Origin of the sequence: Streptomyces sp. NPDC020845, assembly GCF_044334165.1 — a bacterium.
Lineage (GTDB): Bacteria > Actinomycetota > Actinomycetes > Streptomycetales > Streptomycetaceae > Streptomyces.
In genome coordinates this window covers 1-21,745 of sequence record NZ_JBIRSJ010000040.1, presented here as the reverse complement: position 1 = coordinate 21,745, position 21,745 = coordinate 1, and the positions used below count along the sequence as shown (strand labels likewise).

Below are 21,745 nucleotides of genomic sequence, written 5' to 3'. Positions count from 1 at the left end.
CTATCCACCCCAGCCTGCGGTCTCCCGCAGCCACTGATCGACGTGGCGGGCGGTCGCCCCCGCGTGCTCCTCCAGCATGGTGAAGTGGTCCCCGGCCACGTCCATGACCGTGTGCGGCACCCCCCAGACCGGCGGTGACTGCTCCCCGTCCCGGCCCCGGATGAAGAGCGCCGGGGTGTCGATCTGCGGCGGTGTCCAGCCCGAGAAGATACGGAAGTAGCCGCCCATCGCGGTGAGCCGGGTGTAGTCCACTTCGACGAATTCGGTGACCCGGTCGAAGATCTCGCTGGTCAGCGCGGAGGCTACGGGTGCGATCCCCTCGTCGGGCAGATAGGCGTCCATGGCCACGACCGCCTCGGGGCGGGCCCCCAGGCTCTCCAGGTGGCTGGTCACGCTGTAGGTGAGCCAGCCACCCGCGGAATGCCCGGCGAGGGCGAAGGGCGCACCGTCGGTGAAGCGCAGAACGGCTTCGGCGAACAGGTGGGTCACGGCCTCGACATCTCCCGGCAGGAGCTCGCCCACGAGGAAGCCCGGTGCGGGCGCGTACCAGACGTCGCGCAGCCCCTGGAGCGCGGAGGCGAAGCGCGAGTACTGGTACGCGCTGGAGATCGCGGCCACGGTGGGGAGGCAGATCAGCACGGGCGGGGTGGGCTCGGCTGCCTCGCCTCCCGACGTGGCGTCCTCTGCCGTGGCTTGGGCGAGCCGTACGAACTTCGGTGCCACCTCGCCCGAGCCGACGCCGAAGGAGGGCCGGAAGACCGAGGCGGCCGACAGCAGTTGCATGGCTTCGTGGATGCGTCCGGTGTCGTGTCCGACCCAGAAAAGGGACTCGACGGTGTCGGCCGAGGGTCCCTCACGATGGGTTGGGCCGTGTACGCGGCGCGGCGTCGGCCGTGGCCCGGCGGCGTCGGCCTCGACGTCCAGTCGTTTCCCCATGTGGCGGGCCAGTGCGCCGGGGCTGGGGTGGTCGAAGACCAGGGTGGTGGCGAGGCGCAGACCGGTGACGGCGCTGAGCCGGTTGCGCAGCTCCACCGCGGTGAGGGAGTCGAAGCCAAGTTCACGGAACTCCTCCCCTGCGTCGATGGTTTCGGCGGCGTCGTGTCCCAGGACGGCGGCGGCGTGGGTACGGACCAGCTCCAGGAGGGCGCCGGTGCGCTCGGTGGGGCCGGGCAGTGCGGCGAGCCGTTCGCGCAGTGCGGCGGGTGTCTCGCCGCCCGTGGTGGCGGTGGCGTCGGTGGCCGAGGCTGCGGTGGCCGCTCGGCGGGCGGGCGCCCGGACCAGTCCGCGCAGAATGGCCGGCAGCCCGCCTGCCGCGGCCTGTGCGCGCAGGGCCCGGAAGTCCAGCGGAGTGGCCAGCAGCACGGCCTCGTCGACCGTGCCGGCGGCGTCCAGGAGGGCGAGCCCCTGTTCGTCCGTCAGCGGCGCCAGGCCGCCCCGGGCCATACGGGCGCGGTCGGTGGCTCCGAGGCGCCCGGTCATACCGCTGTCCCGGGCCCACATCCCCCAGGCCAGGGACTGGCCCGGCAGGCCCAGCGCGCGCCGGTGGCGCATCAGCGCGTCGAGGAAGGCGTTGGCGGCCGTGTAATTACCCTGGCCGGGACTGCCGAAGCTGGCCGCGGCCGAGGAGAAGACCACGAAGGCGTCGAGTCCGGCGTCGTGGGTCAGCTCGTGCAGATGCAGCGCGCCGATGGCCTTCGGTCCCAGTACGGCGTCCATGCGCTCGGCCGTCAGCGCGGTCAGGATCCCGTCGTCGACCACGCCCGCCAGGTGGATCACCGCGCGGAGCGGATGCCGGGCGGGAACGCCGCTCAGCAGTTCGGCAACCGCGTGACGGTCCGCCATATCGCAGGCCCGGACGGTGGCATCGGCGCCCAGGCGGGTCAGCTCGGCCAGCAGCTCGGGGGCACCGTCCGCCTCCGGTCCACGGCGGCCGGTCAGCAGCAGGTGACGTACGCCATGGGCGGTCACGAGATGCCGGGCGACCAGGCGGCCCAGGACACCTGTGCCGCCGGTGATCAGTACGGTGCCATCGGGTTCCCAGGTCCGCGGGGCGACGGCCTCCACCGGGGTCCGCGCGTCGTCGTGGTCCGTATGGTCCGCAGGGTGTTCCGCGGGAGGTGCGGCGACGGCGACGCGGCCCACGCGAGGCAGGTGGACCGTACCGTCCCGGAGCGCGAACTGCGGCTCGTCGCCCAGCAGGGCCTCGGGCAAGGCCCGCTGGGAGTCGGGCCGCCCGTCGGTGTCCGCCAGTACGAATCGGTCGGGGTGCTCGCTCTGCGCCGAGCGGACCAGCCCCCACACAGGGGCGTACGTCAGATCCGGCACCCCGTCCGCCGGTGTCGCGGCGACGGCGCCGTGCGTGACGAGGGCCAGTCGACAGTCCACGAAGCGTTCGTCGTCGAGCCAGCTCAGCAGCAGCTCCAGCGTGCCGTTGGCCGCCTGGCGCAGCGCCTCTGGGGTGACGGTGATCGAGGCCGTGGTGGTGGTCGGGGGGATCGGGTCGAGGTGTTCACCGGGCGAGTCCTGGCGACCGGCCTCCTGCGCCCGGCAGGAGAACACCACCATCTCCGGGGACAGATCGCCCCGGGAGACGGCCTCGCCCAGCGCGGCCAGGTGGGGATACGTCCGCCACTCCGCCCCGGCCTCGTCCAGCACCCCTGCCAGGCCCGGCACCTCGGGCCCGACGAGGGCCCATCGGCGCCGGCTCACCGGGGCGGCGGGGGCGGCGGACCGCGGTGTCCACTCGAGGCGGAACAGCGCTTCGTGGTACGCGGTCCCCGCCGCCCGCAACCGCTCGGCGGTGACCGGCCGGAAGGCCAGGGACCGCACTTGGACCACCAGCCGCCCCGAACCGTCCGTGGCCCGCAGCGCGATGGTGTCCTGCGCGACCGGTGTCAACCGGACCCACAGCGACGAGGCGCCGGCGAGGCCGACCGTCACCCCGCCCCAGGAGAACGGCAGTCGGCCGAGCTCTTGGGCACCCGGCCCGGGTGCGGTGTCCAGACCGAGCGCGACCGGGTGCAGCGCCGCGTCGAGCAGCGCCGGGTGGAGCGCGTACCGTGCGGCGTCCGCCGCGCGTTCCTCGTCCAGCGCCACCTCGGCGAAGAACTCGTCCCCGCGCCGCCAGGCGGCCCGCAGCCCCTGGAAGGCGGGCCCGTAGCCGAGGCCCACGCCCGCCAGGTCGGCGTACCAGGTGGTCAGGTCCACGGGTGCGGCGTCCGGTGGCGGCCACGCCTCGGCCGTCTCGTGGTCCGCCGCCTCGTGCCCCGCTGCTCCGGCTTCCGCCAGGCTCGCACCGCCGACGAGCGGGTCGCCGCCGCGGGTCAGCGCCCCGGTGGCGTGGCAGGTCCAGGTCTGATCCGCCGCCAGGGGTGCGTCGTCGTGGCGGGAGGAGAGGGTGAAGGGGCGTCGGCCGTCCGGGGTGGGCGCGCCGAGCAGGAGTTGGAGGACAACCGAACCGCGCTCCGGCAGCACCAGGGGCACCTGCAGGGCCAGCTCCTCCACGCTGTCGTAGCCGGCCTCGTCGCCCGCGCGGAGGGCCAGCTCCAGGATCGCGGTGCCCGGGAGCAGCACGGTGTCGAAGATGGCGTGATCGGCCAGCCAGGGGTGGGTACGCAGCGACAGCCGCCCGGTGAACAGCAGTTCCTGGGATCCCGCCAGTTCCACAGCCGAGCCGAGGAGGGGATGGTCGGCGGCGCTCAGGCCGGCGGCCGACAGGTCCGCCGCCTGGCCATGGGGCCTGGGCCAGTAGCGGCGCCGGTCGAAGGCGTACGTCGGCAGCTCGACCCTGCGCCGGCCGACCGCCCAGGCCGGGCCGGGGCCGATGACCGCCGGCCAGTCGACGGTCACGCCGTGGACGTGGATCCGGGCGAGCGCGGTGAGCAGGGTGTGTGCCTCGGGCCGGTCCGGGCGTAGCACTGGTGCCGACACGATCCGGTCCGCCGCGGGCGCGACGCCGGACACCGCCGCAGACAAAGGGGCGTGCTCCGCGCCCGGGTCGCCTCCCGGGTCGTCCTGGGCGAGGGCGGACAGCGTGCCGTCCGGGCCCAGTTCCAGGAAGGCGCTGACGCCCTGTGCCCGCAGCCACGCCAGTCCGTCGTTGAACCGCACGGCGTGGCGTACGTGCCTCACCCAGTACTCCGGGTCCGTCAGCTCACCGGGACGGGCCAGTTCTCCGGTCAGGTTCGACACCAGACCGATGGTCGGTTCCGCATACGTCAGCGAGGCGGCGACCTCGCGGAACGCGTCCAGCATCGGCTCCATCAGCGGGGAGTGGAACGCGTGGCCGACTCGCAGCCGCCGGGTCTTGCGGCCCCGCGCGGCGAACGCCTCAGCCACCTCGTCGACCGCGCTCCGCTCTCCCGAGACCACCACCGCGTTGGGCCCGTTCACCGCCGCCGCCGACACCAGCGCCTCGCGTCCCGCCAGGGCCTCCGCCACCTCGTCCTCGGTGGCCCGCAGCGCCACCATCGCCCCTCCGGGCGGCAGTTGCTCCATGAGCCGACCGCGCGCGGCCACCAGCAGTGCGGCGTCCGGCAGGCTGAGGACCCCGGCGACATGTGCGGCGGTCAGCTCACCGAGGGAGTGGCCGATCAGGAAGTCGGGGCGTACGCCGAAAGACTCCAGCAGCCGGAACAGCGCCACTTCGACCGCGAACAGCGCCGGCTGGGCGTAGCGGGTACGGTCCAGCAGGGCGGCCTCGTCCGTACCGGGCGCGGCAAACAGCAGCGGGCGCAGCGGCCGGTCCAGCCGAGTGTCCAGCTCGGTGACCACCGCGTCCAGGGCGTGGGCGTACGCCGGAAAGGCGGCGGCCAACTCCAGTCCCATGCCGATGCGTTGGGTGCCCTGGCCCGCGAAGAGCAGCGCGAGCCCAGCGTCGCTTCCGGGCCGTGGCGCGCCCGCCACCAGACCGGGGGCGGACACTCCGGCGGCGAGCGCGTCCAGGCCACGTACGAGGCCCTCGCGGTCCTCGGCCACGACGACGGCGCGGCGCTCGAACACTGCCCGCCCGGTCACCAGCGCCCGCGCGACCTCCACGGGCCTCAGGTTCTCCTCCTCGGCGGCGAGCCCCCGCAGCCGGTGTGCCTGGCCCCGTAGCGCCCGTTCGGAGCGCGCCGACACCACCCATGGCACCACCGCGGACACGGCTACCGCCTGACCCTCGTCCCGTTCCTCGTTCTGGTCCTCGTTCTGGTCCTCGTTCTGGTCCTCGTTCTGGTCCTCGTTCTGGTCCTCGTCTTCCGATGCAGACTCCGGCCCGGGCTCCTCGGGGGCCTGTTCCAGGATGACGTGGGCGTTGGTGCCGCTGACCCCGAAGGAGGAGATCCCCGCGCGCCGGGGGTGTCCGTTCCGTGGCCATGGCACCGGCTCGTTCAGCAGCCGCACCCGGCCCGAGGACCAGTCCACGTGCGGCGACGGGTCGTTGGCGTACAGGCTCGGTGGCAGCAGGTCGTGCTGGAGTGCCAGCACCATCTTGATCACCCCGGCAACACCCGCCGCCGCCTGCGTATGCCCGATGTTCGACTTCACCGACCCCAGCCACAACGGCCGGCCCTCCGGACGATCCTGGCCATACGTGGCAAGGATCGCCTGCGCCTCGATCGGATCGCCCAGCGTCGTCCCCGTCCCGTGCCCCTCCACCGCGTCGATGCCGGTGGCAGGGACATCAGCGTTGGCGAGGGCCTGCCTGATCACCCGTTGCTGGGCGGGGCCGTTGGGCGCGGTGAGCCCGTTGCTCGCCCCGTCCTGGTTCACCGCGCTGCCGCGTACGACCGCGAGCACCCGGTGTCCCAGGCGTCGCGCGTCGGAAAGGCGCTCCAGCAGCAGTACGCCCACGCCCTCGGACCAGCCGACCCCGTCGGCGGTGGCCGCGTACGCCTTGCACCGGCCGTCGGCGGCGAGCCCGCGCTGGCGGGAGAACTCCAGGAAGGCGGCCGGTGTGGACATCACCGTCGCCCCGCCCGCCAGCGCCAGTGAGCATTCGCCGGATCGCAGCGACTGACACGCCAGGTGCAACGCCACCAGCGACGAGGAACACGCCGTGTCCACCGTCACCGCGGGGCCCTCGAAACCGAAGGTGTACGCGAGCCGGCCGGACAGCACGCTGCCGGAGATCCCGGTCAGCGCGTACCCCGCCAGCTCCGGCCCGCCCTGCCGCACCACCTCGGCGTAGTCCTGGAGTGCGAGCCCGGCGAATACGCCGGTGCGGCTGCCGCCCAGCGACCGCGGATCGATTCCGGCCCGCTCCAGGGCCTCCCAGGAGGTTTCGAGCAGCAGGCGTTGCTGCGGGTCCATGGCCACTGCCTCGCGGGGGCTGATGCCGAAGAATGCCGCGTCGAAGTCCGCCGCGTCGTAGAGGAATCCGCCCGCTCGCGCGTACGAGGTGCCGGGGCGCTCCGGATCCGGGTCGTAGAGGGTTTCCATGTCCCAGCCCCGGTCGTCCGGAAACTCCGCGATGGCGTCCTTGCCCGAGGCCAGTAGCTGCCAGAACTCCTCCGCGGAGCGGACACCGCCGGGGAAACGGCATGCCATCCCCACCACGGCGATCGGCTCGTCCGTCCCCACCGCCTCGCGGGCCACGGGCGCGGCCGAGCCGGTGGCAGTCCCGCCGCCGAACAGCAGCTCGCGCATGCCGCGGGCGAGCGCGGCCGGGTTGGGGTGGTCGAAGACGACGGTGGCGGACAGTGGCAGACCGGTGGCGATCTTCAGCCGGTTGCGCAGCTCCACGGCGGTCAGCGAGTCGAAGCCCAGGTCCCGGAAGGCTCGTTCCGGCTCCACGGCCGTCGGCCCGTCGTGCCCAAGGACGGCCGCCGCGTGTGTACGGACCAGCTCGACGAGCGCCCGCAGCTGCTCGTCCGCGGTCAGTCCGGCCAGCCGCGCGCGCAGCGCACCGTCGGGCTCGCGACCGGCGTCGCCTCGGACGAGTTGCCAGGTCTCGCGCGCTTCGGGGATCTCGCTGATCAGGGGGTCGAGCCTGGCCTCGGTCGCGGTTTCCACCAGGTGCGGCCAGTCGATGTCGGCGACGGTCAGGGCGGTCTCGCCGTGGTCAAGCGCCTGTCCCAGCGCTTCCAGGGCGAGCCGCGGGTCCATGGCCGCCACGCCACCGCCGCTCCGCGGCCGAGCCGCCTCCGCGCCCGCTGTTCCGTTCTCTCCCGTGCCATCGACGGCCCAGGGGCCCCAGGTCGTGGACAGCCCCGGCAGTCCCAGGCCGCGACGGTGGCGCACCAGGGCCGCCGCCTCGGCACAGGCACCGTGTCCCGGGGCCCCGAGGAGCGGCGCGGCCGACGAGAACACCACGAACGCCGAAAGGTCGGTGTCGCGTGTCAGCTCGTGCAGATTCCAGGCCCCCGCGATGCTGTCGTCCCCTTGCGCCGTATGCACCACGGCACGCAGGGGATACTCCTCCGGGATGGCGGTCAGCAGTTGCGCCAGCGCTTGACGATCGGCCGGGTCGCACGCCGCCGTCGTCACCCGGACCCCTGCCTCGGAGAGTTCGTCCGCGATCCCGAACCCGTCGCCGTTCTCGTCGAGGAGCAGGAGGCGTTCGGCACCGCGGGCAGCCAGCCACCGGGCCGTGTGGGGACCCGGCCCAAGGGCGCCGCCGTCGACCAGTACGGTGCCCTCGGGCCGCCACGCCCGCTCCGCGACCGCCCCGGCCAACGGAGCCCGCACCACCCGGCGTACGAACACCCCCGAGGTGCGCACCGCGCACTCGCGCTCGTCGCCGTGGAGGACCCCGATGAGCCCGTCGACGACCCTGCGGTCGGGCAGGCCCGCCACATCGACCAGCCCACCCCACCGCTGCGAATCCTCAAGCCTCACCCTCCGGGCCGCGTCCCACACCCGGGCCGACGCCGGGGACCCCGGCTCGTCGTCGCCGTCGAGTGACACCGCCCCGCTGGTCACACACCACAGCCGAGCCCCCGCGTCCAAATCACCCAATGCCTGTACCAGAGCCCGCAGCAGCGACTCCGACGTCTCGTCATCCGCGACCAGCACCAGCCCCTTGGCCGCGGGCTCGGGCTCCGACTCGGCCCGTAACCGTTCGACCAGCGCCATGTGGTCGAACGGTCCTGGCCCCGGGAGTACGTGCACCACCCGCCCGCCGGCCCGCTCCAGCCCCTCGACGACGGCCCGTCGCGCCCCGTCCGGGGCCACCACCAGCCAACGTCCCGTGAGCACCCCGGCGCCACCGACCCCCGTCGGTCGCCACACCTCCCGGTAGCGCAGGCCGTCCACCGACTCGCGATCGTGGCATCGCTGCCGCCACGCCTCCAGGGCCGGCACCAACACCTCAAGCGAGGCCCCCTCGCCCACCCCCAGCAACCGCCCCACGCCCGCGATATCGCCCTGCCGTACCGCGGCCCACAACGGCTCGTCGGCGCCCGGGGCCGCACCACCGCCGATCGCCCCCGCGGGCGCGGGCTCCAGCCAGAACCGGTGCCGTTCGAAGGCGTATGTGGGGAGGCCGACACTGCCGCGCCGGCCGGCTGCCGGCCCCACGGCCGGGGACCAGTCCACCGCGCCACCGGAGACGAAGAGCCGCGCCACGGACGTCAGGAAGCGGCTCAGGCCCCCTTCGCCGCGCCGCAGCGTGCCCAGCACCAGGGCGTCCGCGGCGCCGAGCGCGTCAAGGGTCTCCTGCACACCGACCGAGACGGCCGGGTGCGGGCCGGACTCGATGAAGACCGTGTGGCCGTCCTCGACGAGCGCGCGGGTGGCGTCCTGGAAACGCACCATCTGGCGCAGATTGCGGTACCAGTACTCGGCGTCGAGGCCGCTGCCGTCCATGCGCTCGCCGGTGACGGTCGAGTAGAGAGGGATGTCGCCGGTGCGGGGGCGGATCGGGGCGAGCAGGGTGAGCAGGCGCTCGTGGATGGCCTCGACCTGCGGGGAGTGGGAGGCCCAGTCGACCTTGAGCTTACGTGCCCGGACGCCGTCCGCGGTCAGCGCTGCCAGCAGCGCGTCCACGGCCTCAGGGGTCCCGGACACCACCGCGGAGCCCGCGCCGTTGTCGGCCGCGACACTCAGCCGCCCGGCCCATGGCGCGAGGCGCGGTTCGAGTTCCGGGGCGGGCATGCCGACCGAGAGCATCGCGCCCCGCCCGGCCAGCGCGGACAGCGCCTGGCTGCGCAGCGCGACGATCCGTACGGCGTCCTCCAACGACAGCGCGCCGGCGACATACGCTGCGGCGATCTCGCCCTGGGAGTGGCCGGCCACCGCGTCGGGTCGCACACCGTACGACCGCCACAGCGCCGCCAGCGACACCATGACCGCGAAGAGCACTGGCTGGACCACATCCGCCCGGTCCAGCGGCGGGGCGTCCGGCTCGCCGCGCACCACGTCGGTCAGGGACCACTCAACGTAGGGCGCGAGGGCTTCCGCGCAGGCCGCCATCTGGTCGGCGAACACGGGTGCGGTGTCCAGGAGCTCGGCGGTCATGCCCTCCCATTGGGTGCCCTGGCCGCCGAACAGCATTGCGACCTTGCCATGGGCGGCCGGGCCGGGCGGCCCCTCGACCAGTCCGGCGGCCGGAGCCCCAGTCGCCAGTGCGTCGAGGCCGCGTACGAGCTCATCGCGGTCCTCGGCCACGATCACGGCGCGGCGCTCGAACACCGCCCGCTCGCCGGCCAGCGCACGCGCCACATCCCTCAGCTCTTCCCGGTCCGCGACAAACTCCCGCAACCGCTGCGCCTGCCCCCGCAACGCGCCCTCCGAACGCGCCGAGACCACCCACGGCACCACCGGCGATTCGTCCGTGGGCTCGCTCTCCGCCACGGCCTCGTCCGGGGCCTGTTCGAGGATGACGTGTGCGTTGGTGCCACTGACCCCGAAGGACGACACACCCGCCCGGCGCGGACGCCCGTTCCCCGGCCACGACACCGAGTCGTTCAGCAGCCGCACCCGCCCGGCCGACCAATCGACATGAGGGGTTGGGGTGTTCGTGTGCAGGCTCGGTGGCAACAGGTCGTGCTGAAGCGACAGCACCATCTTGATCACCCCGGCGACACCGGCCGCCGCCTGCGTATGGCCGATGTTCGACTTCACCGACCCCAGCCACAACGGCCGGTCCTCCGAACGATCCTGGCCATACGTGGCGAGGATCGCCTGCGCCTCGATCGGATCCCCGAGCGTCGTCCCCGTACCGTGCCCCTCCACCACATCCACATCCGACGCCGCCAGCCCCGCACCCGCCAACGCCTGCCGGATCACCCGCTGCTGCGACGGACCATTCGGCGCCGTCAAACCATTCGACGCCCCGTCCTGATTCACCGCACTGCCCCGCACCACCGCCAACACCCGATGCCCCAACCGCCGCGCATCCGACAACCGCTCCACCAACAGCATCCCCACCCCTTCGGACCAGCCAACTCCGTCAGCGGCAGCGGCGTACGGCTTGCACCGCCCGTCCGCCGCCAGACCACGCTGACGGGAGAACTCCACAAACACACCCGGCGTCGACATCACCGTCACCCCACCCGCCAACGCCAACGAACACTCCCCCGACCGCAACGACTGACACGCCAAATGCAACGCCACCAACGACGAAGAACACGCCGTATCCACCGTCACCGCAGGACCCTCAAAACCAAAGCTGTACGCCAACCGACCCGAGAGGGCGCTCCCCGAGACGCCGGTCATCGCATAACCCTCAAGGTCCTCGCCCGTGTGGCGCAGCAGGTTGATGTAGTCCTGCTGCGCCATGCCCACGAAGGCTCCGGTGCGGCTGCCCCGCAGGTCGGCGGGGTCGAGGCCGGCGTGTTCGAAGGTCTCCCAGGAGGTCTCCAGCAGCAGCCGCTGCTGCGGGTCCATCGCCAGCGCCTCACGCGGGCTGATCCCGAAGAACCCCGCATCGAACTCCGCAGCGTCGTAGAGGAAACCGCCCACCCGCGCATACGAGGTGCCAGGGCGCTCCGGATCGGCGTCGTACAGCGCCGCGCCGCCCCAGCCCCGGTCCATCGGGAAGCCCGCGATCGCGTCCCTGCCCTGGGCCAGCAGCTCCCAGAACTCCTCCGCGGAGCGGACACCACCGGGGAAGCGGCACGCCATCCCCACCACGGCGATCGGCTCGTCCGTCGCCATGGGCCGCAGATCAGCGCAGGGCGGTCCACCGCCCGTTCCGGGGGCGCCGAACAGCTGCTCCCATGTGTGCTGGGCGAGCGCGGCCGGGTGGGGATAGTCGAACACCGCGGTGGCGGGCAGCCTCAGGCCGGTGGCGGCGTTGAGCCGGTTGCGCAGCTCCACGGCGGTCAGCGAGTCGAAGCCCAGCTCGCGGAAGGCGCGCTCCGGCAGCACGGCCGCCGGGCCGGCGTGGCCGAGCACGGTGGCCGCGTGGGTACGGACCAACTCGACCACCATGCGCCGCTGCTCGTCCGCGGGCAGCCCGGCCAGCCGCGCCCGGAGCGTTCCGGCGGCCTGCGCGGCCCCGCGGCCCGCGGCGTCCCAAGCCGTCCGGGCTTCGGTGATTCCGCTGATCAAGGGGTCGAGTCCGGTGGCGGGGGCGTTGTCGACGAAGGCCCGCCAGTCGATGTCCGCGATGGTCAGGCAGGTCTCGTCGTGCTCCAGCGCCTGCCCGAGCGCCGTCAGAGCCAGCCGGGGGTCCATGGCTGCCATGCCGTGGCGGCGCAACCGCCCGGCGTCCGCGGCGGCGTCCGCCATCCCGCCGCCGGCCCAGGCCCCCCACGCCACCGACAGGCCCGGCAGCCCGAGGCCGCGCCGATGTTGGATCAGCGCGTCCACCTCGGCGTTCGCCGCGGCGTAGCCGCCCTGCCCCGCCGAGCCGAACGTCGCAGCCGCCGAGGAGAACACCACGAAGGCCGCGAGGTCGGCGCCGCGCGTCAGCTCGTGCAGTTGCCACGCCCCGACCGCCTTTGCCTGTCGCGCCGCCTCCAGCCGCTCCGGAGTCAGCGTCGCCAGGACGGCGTCGTCCAGCGCGCCCGCCGCATGCACCACCGCCGTCAGCGGGGCGTCCTCCGGCACCCCGGCCAGGACCCGCGCGAGCGCGTCGCGATCGGCCACATCGCACGCCGCCACGGTCACCCGCGCCCCCAGCCCGGCCAGCTCGTCCCGGAGCCCGGCGGCGCCTTCGGCCGCCTCGCCGCGCCTGCTCAGCAGCAGCAGATGCACCGGGCCGCGGCCGGCCAGCCATCGAGCCACATGCGCGCCGAGCCCGCCCGTACCGCCGGTGATCAGTACCGTGCCGTGCGGCCGCCACTCGCGCCCCGGCTCCGCCCCCGCCCCGGCCAGCGGGGCCCGCTCCAGTCGGCGTACGAACACCCCTGACGCCCGTACCGCGCACTCCCGCTCGGGCCCCGTCAACGCCCGCACCAGGCTCCGCGCCGCCCGCGCGTCCAGCACGTCCGGAACGTCGACCAACCCGCCCCACACCTCGGGAGCCTCAAGGGCGGCCACCCGTCCCAGCCCCCACACCTGGCCCAGCCCGGGCGACACCACCGCGTCCCCGCCGCCCACCGACACCGCGCCGCGAGTCACACACCACAGCCGAGCCGCCGCCCCCACATCGCCCAGGGCCTGGAACCACGTCAGGAGCAGCGCCCCCGCGCCCGGGCCGCCGTCGCCCGCCAACAGCAACGCCACCCCGTCCACCTCGGGCTCGGGCCCCAACTCGGCCCGCAGCCGCTCCACCAGCGCCTCGCGCGCCACGTATCCCTCGGCCGCGTGGAGGGACGCCCTGGCCCCGGACCGCTCCAACTCCTCGACGACGGGCGATCCGTCCACCCCGTCGGCGGCGGCGACCACCAGCCAACGCCCCGTCGGCGCCCCCGGACCACCGTCGTCCGCCGGCCGCCACACCTCCCGATAGCGCCACCCGTCCAGCACGCCACGGTCGCGGCACCCCCGCCACCAAGCCCCGAGCGCGGGCACCAGTGTCCCGAGACCGGCCCCCTCGTCCACCCCCAGCAGCTCACCCACGCGCGGAACATCGCCCCGCTCCACGGCCTCCCACAGCGGCCCCTCGCCACCGCCCGCCGCGGAGCTGCCGCGCCCGGCCGCCTCCAGCCAGTAACGCTCGTGTTCGAAGGCATAGGTCGGCAGCTCGACACCCCCGACCACGTCGGGCGACCACCCCATCGCCCCTGGCCAGTCCACCTCCACCCCGGACACGAAGAGCCGCGCGAGGGCCGCGAGATACGTCCGGCTCTCGCCCCGGTCGGGGCGCAGGGCCGCGGCCAGGACGACGTCTTCGGCATCGGCTCCGGGCTCTTCGGCGTCGGCTCCCAGCCGTTCGGCGTCGGCTCCCAGCCGTTCGGCGGCAGCTCCCGGCTCTTCGGCGGCGAAGACGTCCTGGACCAGGCCGCACAGTGTGCCATCCGGGCCGAGCTCCAGAAACGTACGGACGCCCTGCTCGCGCAGCCACGCCACCCCATCGCCGAAACGCACCGCCGCGCGGACGTGCCGCACCCAGTACCCCGGTGTGCCGAACTCCTCGGCGGGCAGCGGGGCGCCGGTCACGTTCGACACGACGGGGATACGCGCGGGTCGATACGTCACGCGCTCCGCCTCCTGGCGGAACTCCTCCAGCATCGAGTCCATACGGGGCGAGTGGAAGGCGTGGCTCACCCGCAGCCGCCGCGTGCGGTGGCCGCGCTCCGCGCACCGCCCGGCCAGTTCCCGTACGGCGTCCTCGTCCCCGGACAGCACCACCGAGCGGGGGCCGTTGACCGCGGCCAGGCCCACCCGGGCGGCCTCGGGAGAGCCGGTTTCCGCCTCCGCCAGCAGCCGGCCCGCCTCCCGCTCCGAGATCTCCACCGCCACCATGGCCCCGCCCGCGGGGAGCGCCTGCATCAGCCTGCCCCGGGCGACGACCAGCCGCGCCGCGTCCGGCAGCGAGAGCACCCCGGCCACATGCGCGGCCACCAGCTCTCCCACCGAGTGTCCGAGCAGAAACCGGGGCCTGATCCCCGAGGTCTCCACCAGCCGGTACAGCGCCACTTCCAGCGCGAACAGCGCGGGCTGCGCGAACTCGGTGCGCTCGCACCCCTCGGATGCGGACGCGGATGCGGATGCGGACGCGTCGGCGTCCGCGAGGAGCAGCTTCCGTACGTCGGGGCCGCCCGCCGTCGTGAGCTCCCCGCATACGGAATCGAAGGCGGCGGCGAACGCGGGAAACGCCGCGTACAGCTCACGCCCCATGCCGACGCGCTGCGCGCCCTGGCCCGTGAACAGCATCGCCACCACGGGTGCGTCGGTGTCGCCCGGCTGCGTCAGGCGCTCCACCAGTTGGGGCGCCGGAGCGCCGGCCGCCAGTGCGTCCAGGCCGCGTACGAGCTCATCGCGGTGCTCGGCCACGATCACGGCGCGGCGCTCGAACACCGCCCGCTCGCCGGCCAGGGCACGGGCCACGCCCCTCAGCTCTTCCCGGTCCGCGACAAACTCCCGCAACCGGCGGGCCTGCCCCCTCAGTGCGCCTTCCGAACGCGCCGAGATGACGCACGGCACCACCGGCGATCCGTTCGTGGGCTCGCTTTCTGCTGCGCCCTGGTCCGGGGCCTGCTCCAGGATGATGTGCGCGTTGGTGCCACTGACCCCGAAGGACGACACACCCGCCCGGCGCGGACGCCCGTTCCCCGGCCACGGCACCGACTCGTTCAGCAGCCGCACCCGCCCGGCCGACCAATCGACATGAGGCGTGGGGGCGTCCACGTGCAGACTCCGGGGCAGCGTCCCGTGTGCGAGCGCGAGCACCATCTTGATCACGCCGGCGACACCGGCCGCCGCCTGCGTATGGCCGATGTTCGACTTCACCGACCCCAGCCACAACGGCCGGTCTTCCGGGCGATCCTGGCCATACGTGGCGAGGATCGCCTGCGCCTCGATCGGATCCCCGAGCGTCGTCCCCGTACCGTGCCCCTCCACCACATCCACATCCGACGCCACCAGCCCCGCCCCGGCCAACGCCTGCCGGATCACCCGCTGCTGCGACGGACCATTCGGCGCCGTCAAACCATTCGACGCCCCGTCCTGATTCACCGCAGAACCCCGCACCACCGCCAACACCCGATGCCCCAACCGCCGCGCATCCGACAACCGCTCCACCAGCAGGACGGCCACGCCCTCGGACATGCCAACTCCGTCAGCGGCGGCGGCGTACGGCTTGCACCGCCCGTCCGCCGCCAGACCACGCTGACGGGAGAACTCCACAAACACACCCGGCGTCGACATCACCGTCACCCCACCCGCCAACGCCAACGAACACTCCCCCGACCGCAACGACTGACACGCCAAATGCAACGCCACCAACGACGAAGAACACGCCGTATCCACCGTCACCGCAGGACCCTCAAAACCAAAGCTGTACGCCAACCGACCCGACAGCACCCCGCCGGCGTTGCCGTTGCCGACAAGCCCTTCGAGGCCATCGGGGAGTTCGAGCATGCGCGTGGCGTAGTCGTGGTACATCATCCCCGCGAAAACGCCGGTGCGGCTCCCGCGCAGCGTGGCCGGGTCGATACCGGCGCCTTCCAGCGCCTCCCAGGAGGTCTCCAGCAGCAACCGCTGCTGCGGGTCCATCGCCAGCGCCTCACGCGGGCTGATCCCGAAGAACCCCGCATCGAAGTCGGCGGCGTGGTGGAGAAAGCCGCCGTGGCGGGTGTACGACGTCCCGGCCCGCGCCCGGTCCGGATTCGGATCGTACAGCGCCTCGACATTCCACCCCCGGTCCACCGGAAATCCCGAAATGGCATCGCCGTCGGAGGCCAGCAACTCCCAGAATTCCGCGGGCGACCCCACACCACCGGGAAAGCGGCAGGCCATCCCCACCACGGCGATCGGCTCCTGCTCCCCCGACTCGATCTCCGCCAGGCGACGGCGCACCTGGACAAGTTCGGCGGTCGCCCGCTTGAGATAGTCCCGAAGCTTTTCCTCATTGGCATTGGCCATTTACGGCATCTCCTCGACATTCCGAAAGCCGTGAGTTGTTTCCTCAGGACCGTCAGGGCGTCAAGCGATCTTAGGGAATTCGATATCGTTCACTGCACCCCCTAAGCACCCCAGAATGCGCGGACGGCGCGCGGCCGTTCGCCATAAGAGGTGCAGGCTGTCACCGCTCTTCGCTCTTTCTGAGCGCTTCTGGACTCCTCCCGAGAGGCGGTAGCCATGGAATCGTCCCGGTACGCCAAGCGCTTTCGCGGCCGATTGGTGCTGGTCACCGGCGCGGGCAGCGGAATCGGACGGGCGACGGCGGGCGCCTTCGCCGCGGCGGGGGCGCGGGTGGTCTGCGTGGACCGGAACGCCCGTACGGCGTCGGCCGGCGCGGACCTGGCCAAGGTGTTGGGTGCCACGGACGCATGGCCCGAGGCCGTCGACGTCGCCGACGCGGCTGCCATGGAACGGCTCGCCGAGCGCGTCTTGGACGCGCACGGGGTCGTGGACATCCTGGTGAACAGCGCCGGCATCGGCATGTCGGGACGGTTCCTCGACACCTCCGTCGCGGACTGGCGGCGCACGCTGAATGTGAATCTATGGGGGGTCATTCACGGCTGCCGGCTCTTCGGCCGGCAGATGGCGGACCGCGGGCAGGGCGGGCACATCGTGACGATCGCGTCGGCCGCCGCCTTCCAACCCACCCGGGCGGTCCCGGCGTACGCGACGAGCAAGGCCGCCGTGGTGATGCTCAGCGAGTGTCTACGGGCGGAACTCGCGCAATTCGAGGTGGGTGTGAGCGCGGTGTGCCCGGGCTTTGTGAACACCTCCTTCACGGCGGCGATGCACTTCGCCGGGGTGTCGGAACAGGAGCAGGCGCGGCTGCGGAAGCGGGCCGTGCACACGCTCGGGCGGCGCGGCTGTCCGCCGGAGAGAGTCGCCGCGGCGGTGTTGCGCGCGGTCGCCCGCAACACGCCCGTGGCGACCGTGACGCCGGATGCCCGTCTCGTACGTCTGATCGGCCGGTTTGCGCCGCCTCTGCGCCGTGCCGTGGCCCGGCTCGATCCGCCCTCCTGACGACGGTTGACGATGGCCGCTGGACGACGGTCGGCGATGACCGCTACATGCCCGGTGGTGTGGGGGCGAGGGCCATGCCGCCGGAGGCGTCGACCAGGTGCCCGGTGACCCAGCGGGCCTCGTCCGAGGCGAGGAGGGCGACGACATCGGCGATGTCGGACGGCTGGCCGAGCCGGCGGAGTGCGGTCATGGCGGCCACGCCCTCGGCCGCTCCGGGCATGTCGTGCAGCCAGGTGTTGGTTTTGGTGTTGTCGGTGATGCCCGGCGCGATGGTGTTGACGGTGATCCCCCGGTGTCCCAGCTCATTGGCCAGCCTTGGCGCCATGATCTCGAGGGCGCCCTTGCTCATGGCGTAGGGCAGCAGCGGCCAGGCGATCCTGGTGACGGCGGAGGAGATGTTGACGATCCGTCCGCCGTCGGCGAGGAGCGGCAGACACCGTTGGGTGACGAAGAACGGGGCCCGTACATTGACGCTGAAGATGCGGTCGAATTCCTCCTGGGTGACCTCGGAAATGCCCGCCACATAGCCGTCCGCCTGGGTGGCGGCCGGGTCGTCCGGGTCGGCGTAGATGGCGGCGTTGTTCACCAGGATGTTCAGTGGCCGACCGGCGAGCCCCGCGTAGAGCTCGCTGAAGAGCGTGTCGAGTGCGCCGTCGGCCGCGAGGTCCGCCCTGATGGCGAATGCCTGCCCGCCGGCCTGCTCGATCGACGCGACCGTTTCCTCGGCGTCCGCTTTACGCCGCCCGTAGTGCACGGCCACCAGTACTCCGTCGGCGGCGAGCCTCCGGGCGATGGCCGCGCCGATACCCCGCGACGCACCGGTCACCAGTGCGGTTTTTCCAGCTGTTTGGGTCATGGCGATGACCCTCGCAACCGAACACACGGCACGGAACCCCCTGAAGACCCCGGAATTCCAACGAAAAGGACTCCACCGGAAGCCGAGCCACGCGGGGTACCCTGCCGGGCCCTCGTAATCCATCGGGAAAGCAATCCACCAGGAAATGAGTTCTGGATGACCAGTGTCAGTCGGACGACGGCGGAACAGGATCCCGACATCCCCGTACGGCGCGCGCTGAGCGCCGCCAGGCGGGCGGAGGCCATCGCCTCCGCCACTCGCGCGGCCGCCTCCGAAGTGGCTCAGGCGACGGCGGACGGCGCCGCGGTGAGCACCGCCGTGGCCGAGGCCGCGGAAGCGCTGGCGACCGCCGCCTCGGCCGCGGAAGCCGCGGCCCGGACTGCCAGGGCCGCGGCCGGAGAAGCCGGGCGGGCGACGTCGGCCGAGGCCGCCACAGCGGCCGCCGCCGGGGCGGCCGAGGCCGCGGCCGCGGCGGCCGCCGCCGGTGCCCAGGCCGGCCCCGCCGCGGAAGCGGCCGCTCGGGCCGAGGCAGAGGCCGCCTCGAAGGCCGCTGAGATGGCGAACGCGGTCGCGGAACACAGCCGTCGGGCGGCTGCCGAGGCAGACGCCGTGGCCAAGGCGGCGGCCCACGCCGCCGAGGCGGCCCGGGCGGCTGCGGACGGCGGCGCCGAAGCGGTGGCCGAGGCCGCCGAGGCCGCGGCGCTGCGGATGAACACCGAGACCCCGTGGCTGAGCCGACACCTGCCGACCGAATGAGCCCAATGAGCCGAATGAACTGAATGAGCTGAGTGAGCCGTGCGGCATGAGCTACCGTGCCATGCCTTGAGCGGCGGCACAGGTGACGGCGCCCGGCCTTCGCCGGGCGCCGTCGTCCGTTTGCGATGCCCCGATGGTGCGACCGCATGGGCTCAGTCTCGGCTGACCTCCTTGTCGATCAGCTCGAACATCTCATCGTCCGTGGCCGACTGAAGGTCCAAGCCCGCAGCGCCGCCGTCGTGGCCAGCGACACGGCCACTGCTCATCTTTCGGGCCAGGGACCGCAGGCGTTCCGCGAGGCCGCTGCGCGTGTCGTCGTCGAGCGCCACCGAGTCGGAGACGGCGGACTCCAGCCTGGCCAGTTCCGCCATCGCCGCCATCGCCGTGGCCGCCGCCGAGGACGGAGCGTCCTGGCAGAGCTGAGTTCGCAGATGATCGGCGAGGGCAGCGGGGGTGGGGTGGTCGAAAACGGTGGTCGCGGGCAGGGTGAGGGCGGTGGTCATGTGAAGGCGGTTACGGAGTTCCACGGCGGCGAGGGAGTCGAAACCCAGCTCACGGAAGGCCGCGTCCGGCCGGACGGCGACAGCCGTGTCATGCCCCAGCACGGCGGCGGTGTGGGTGCGGACGATCGTGAGAAGCGTGTCGCGCTGCTCGGCGGCGTCCTGGGCCGCGAGACGGGTACGAAGGTCGGCGGCGCCCTCGGCCCCGGGGGTGCGGCGATGGGCCGTACGGGCCGGGGCGATCCTGGAGAGCAGTGGCGCCAGGGACTCGGCGGCGCTCGAACCCCGTAGGTCCAGCCGGGCGGGTACCAGACACGGCCGATCGCCGGCGAGGGCTGCGTCGAAGAGCGCGAGGGCGTCCTCGGTGGCGAGGGGGGCGAGCCCCGAGCGGGTGATGCGGGCCCGGTCGGTGCCGTCGAGATGCCCGGTCATGCCGCTGCCCTGCTCCCACAGGCCCCATGCGAGCGACAGGGCCGGCAGCCCCTGCGCCCTGCGGTGTTCGGCGAGGGCGTCGAGGAAGGCGTTGGCCGCGGCGTAGTTGCCCTGCCCGGCTGCGCCGAGGACACCGGCGGCCGAGGAGAACAGGACGAAGGCGCGCGGCTGGGCGTGGCGGGTGAGCTCGTGCAGATGGAAGGCGGCGTCGGCCTTGGGTGTCAGCGCGGTGTCCAGATGTCGGGGGGTGAGGGAGGAGACGGTGGCGTCGTCCAGCACGCCCGCGGCGTGGACCACACCGGTCAACGGGTGTCCGCTGGGAATCCTCGCGATGAGATCGGCCAGCGCGGCGCGGTCGCCGCTGTCACAGGCACGCACCGTCACCTCGGCGCCGAGCTCGGCCAGTTCCGCCCGCAGCTCGGTGGCGCCGGACGCGTCGGGCCCACGTCGGGATGCCAGCAGGAGGTGTCGTACGCCGTGACGGCTGACCAGATGGCGCGCGAGCACCGCGCCGAGCGTGCCGGTGCCGCCGGTGATCAGTACGGTGCCGTCGGGGTCGAACGCCGTGGGCGCGGGGTGCTGGTCGGCTGCGTCGGTGGCGGGAACGGGACCAGGCTCGGGGACGGGACCAGGCTCGGGGACGGGGACGGACGCCGGAACGCGGGTCAGCCGGGGCACGAGGAGCCGGTTCGCCCGCACCGCGATCTGCGGCTCGCCGCAGGCGAGCGCCGCCGGAACGAGGGTCGGTGGCACTTCCCCGCCGTCGAGGTCGGGGTTGGGGTCGGGGTCGGGGTCGAGGTCCAGCAGGACGAACCGGCCGGGATGTTCCGACTGCGCGGAGCGCACCATGCCGCACACCGCCGCTCCCGCCAGGTCCGCCACGTCCTCCCCCGGTGCGGTGGCCACCGCACCACGGGTCAGTACGACCAACCGGCTCGACGCCAGCCTCTCGTCCGCCAGCCACTCCTGCAGCCGACCCAGGATGCGCTGGGCGAGGGTCCGTACGTCCTCCGGCACGGCGGTGGCGCGCGCGTCGCGGCGGCCGCAGTCGATCACGACCGCATCGGGCGCCGGGGCCCCCGCCTCCAGCGTCGCGGCGGCCAGGTCGGCGAGGTTCGCGTACCCGGCTGCCGAGGGGAGGAGGTCGCAGGGCCCCACCGTGGCCAGGAGTTGCGGAGCGGACGACGACGTCGGCGCCGGGGCGGTCACCCACTCGACCGCGAAGAGCGAGTCCTGCCGCGCCGTACCTGAGGCCGCCAACAGCTCCTGCGTCGACACCGGGCGGACCGCGAGCGACGCGATCGAGGCCACCGGCCGCCCCTCGCCGTCGACCACCGCGACCGACCATGCGTGCGTGTCCCGCGCCTCGCCGTCCGGGGTGAGGCGCACCCGCAGGGTCGACGCTCCGGGAGCGTGCAGCCTCACCCCGCTGAAGGAGAAGGGCAGAGCACCGTGCGGGAGTTCGTCAGCCGGGCAGAGGGCGGCGGTGTGCAAGGCGGCGTCCAGCAGGGCGGGGTGTACGGAGAACTGGGAGGCGTCGCCGTCCGCCGTGTCGGGAAGACGCACCTCGGCGAAGATGTCCTCGTCACGTCGCCAGGCCGCCCGCAGCCCCCGGAACACCGGACCGTACTCGAATCCCCGCGCCGCGTACTCGTCGTACAGGCCCTCCAGGTCGTCTGCCGTGAACGCGACGGCGCCAGGCGGTGGCCAGACCGCCGCCGCGTCGTCGTCGCCTTGTGGGTCGGTGAACCGTGCGATGGCGTCGTCCTGGTCGGCCGGTGCGGGGCCGACGAGGCCGGTGGCATGGCGTACCCATGTGGCGTCCTCGTACGTACCCTCGCGTCGAGAGGACACCGTCAGGCTTCGGCACCCGTTCTCATCCGGCGCCGCCACCCACGCCTGCACCTGCACCGCTCCCTCCTCCGGGATGAACAGGGGTGACTGGAGGGTGAGTTCTTCGATGCGATGGCAGACCACACGATGGCCCGCCTGAAGGGCGATCTCGAGAAGGACAGTTCCGGGGAGGACAACGGCGCCGGCGATGGTGTGATCGGCGAGCCAGGGGTGGGTGGACAGAGCGAGCCGACCGGTGAGCAGATACCCCTCTCCCTCGGCCACCGCAACCGCGGCGCCGAGCAGCGGGTGACGCGCCGGGTTCAGGCCGACGGCGGTGATGTCTCCTGTGTGGGTGGGGGTGTCGAGCCAGTAGCGTTGGTGTTGGAAGGGGTAGGTGGGCAGGTCG

The 21,745-nt window shown here is 73.2% G+C and carries 4 protein-coding genes and 1 pseudogene; 2 read left to right on the top strand and 3 right to left on the bottom strand.

Annotated features, from left to right (window positions below; genetic code table 11):
• Positions 1 to 15,900, bottom strand: coding sequence for a type I polyketide synthase (locus ACH4U7_RS51825; RefSeq protein WP_398534725.1), 15,900 nt, complete (start codon positions 15,898 to 15,900; stop codon positions 1 to 3).
• A gap of 222 nt (positions 15,901 to 16,122) precedes the next feature.
• On the opposite strand from ACH4U7_RS51825, the pseudogene ACH4U7_RS51820 reads away from it, so the two are divergent.
• A pseudogene (locus tag ACH4U7_RS51820) lies at positions 16,123 to 16,959 on the top strand (SDR family NAD(P)-dependent oxidoreductase); the annotation flags it as partial.
• 43 nt (positions 16,960 to 17,002) lie between these two features.
• Here ACH4U7_RS51820 and ACH4U7_RS51815 read toward each other — a convergent pair.
• Entirely contained in the window at positions 17,003 to 17,815 is an 813-nt protein-coding gene (locus ACH4U7_RS51815; protein ID WP_398534724.1) for an SDR family oxidoreductase, read from the bottom strand.
• Positions 17,816 to 17,971: 156 nt separating this feature from the next.
• Between ACH4U7_RS51815 and ACH4U7_RS51810 the strand changes: the two genes are divergently transcribed.
• The gene (locus ACH4U7_RS51810) at positions 17,972 to 18,571 is read left to right on the top strand and encodes a hypothetical protein (RefSeq protein ID WP_398534723.1); all 600 of its coding nucleotides are present in this window, start codon (positions 17,972 to 17,974) and stop codon (positions 18,569 to 18,571) included.
• A 152-nt stretch (positions 18,572 to 18,723) separates the two neighbouring features.
• Here the strand turns inward: ACH4U7_RS51810 and ACH4U7_RS51805 are convergent.
• Positions 18,724 to 21,745: SDR family NAD(P)-dependent oxidoreductase (locus ACH4U7_RS51805; RefSeq protein WP_398534722.1), on the bottom strand; the 3,022-nt coding region annotated here is incomplete at its 5' end.

Coding starts and splice junctions, on each gene's coding strand:
- ACH4U7_RS51825 (WP_398534725.1), bottom strand. CDS start 15,900: ATGGCCAATGCCAATGAGGAAAAGCTTCGGGACTATCTCAAGCGGGCG.
- ACH4U7_RS51815 (WP_398534724.1), bottom strand. CDS start 17,815: ATGACCCAAACAGCTGGAAAAACCGCACTGGTGACCGGTGCGTCGCGG.
- ACH4U7_RS51810 (WP_398534723.1), top strand. CDS start 17,972: ATGACCAGTGTCAGTCGGACGACGGCGGAACAGGATCCCGACATCCCC.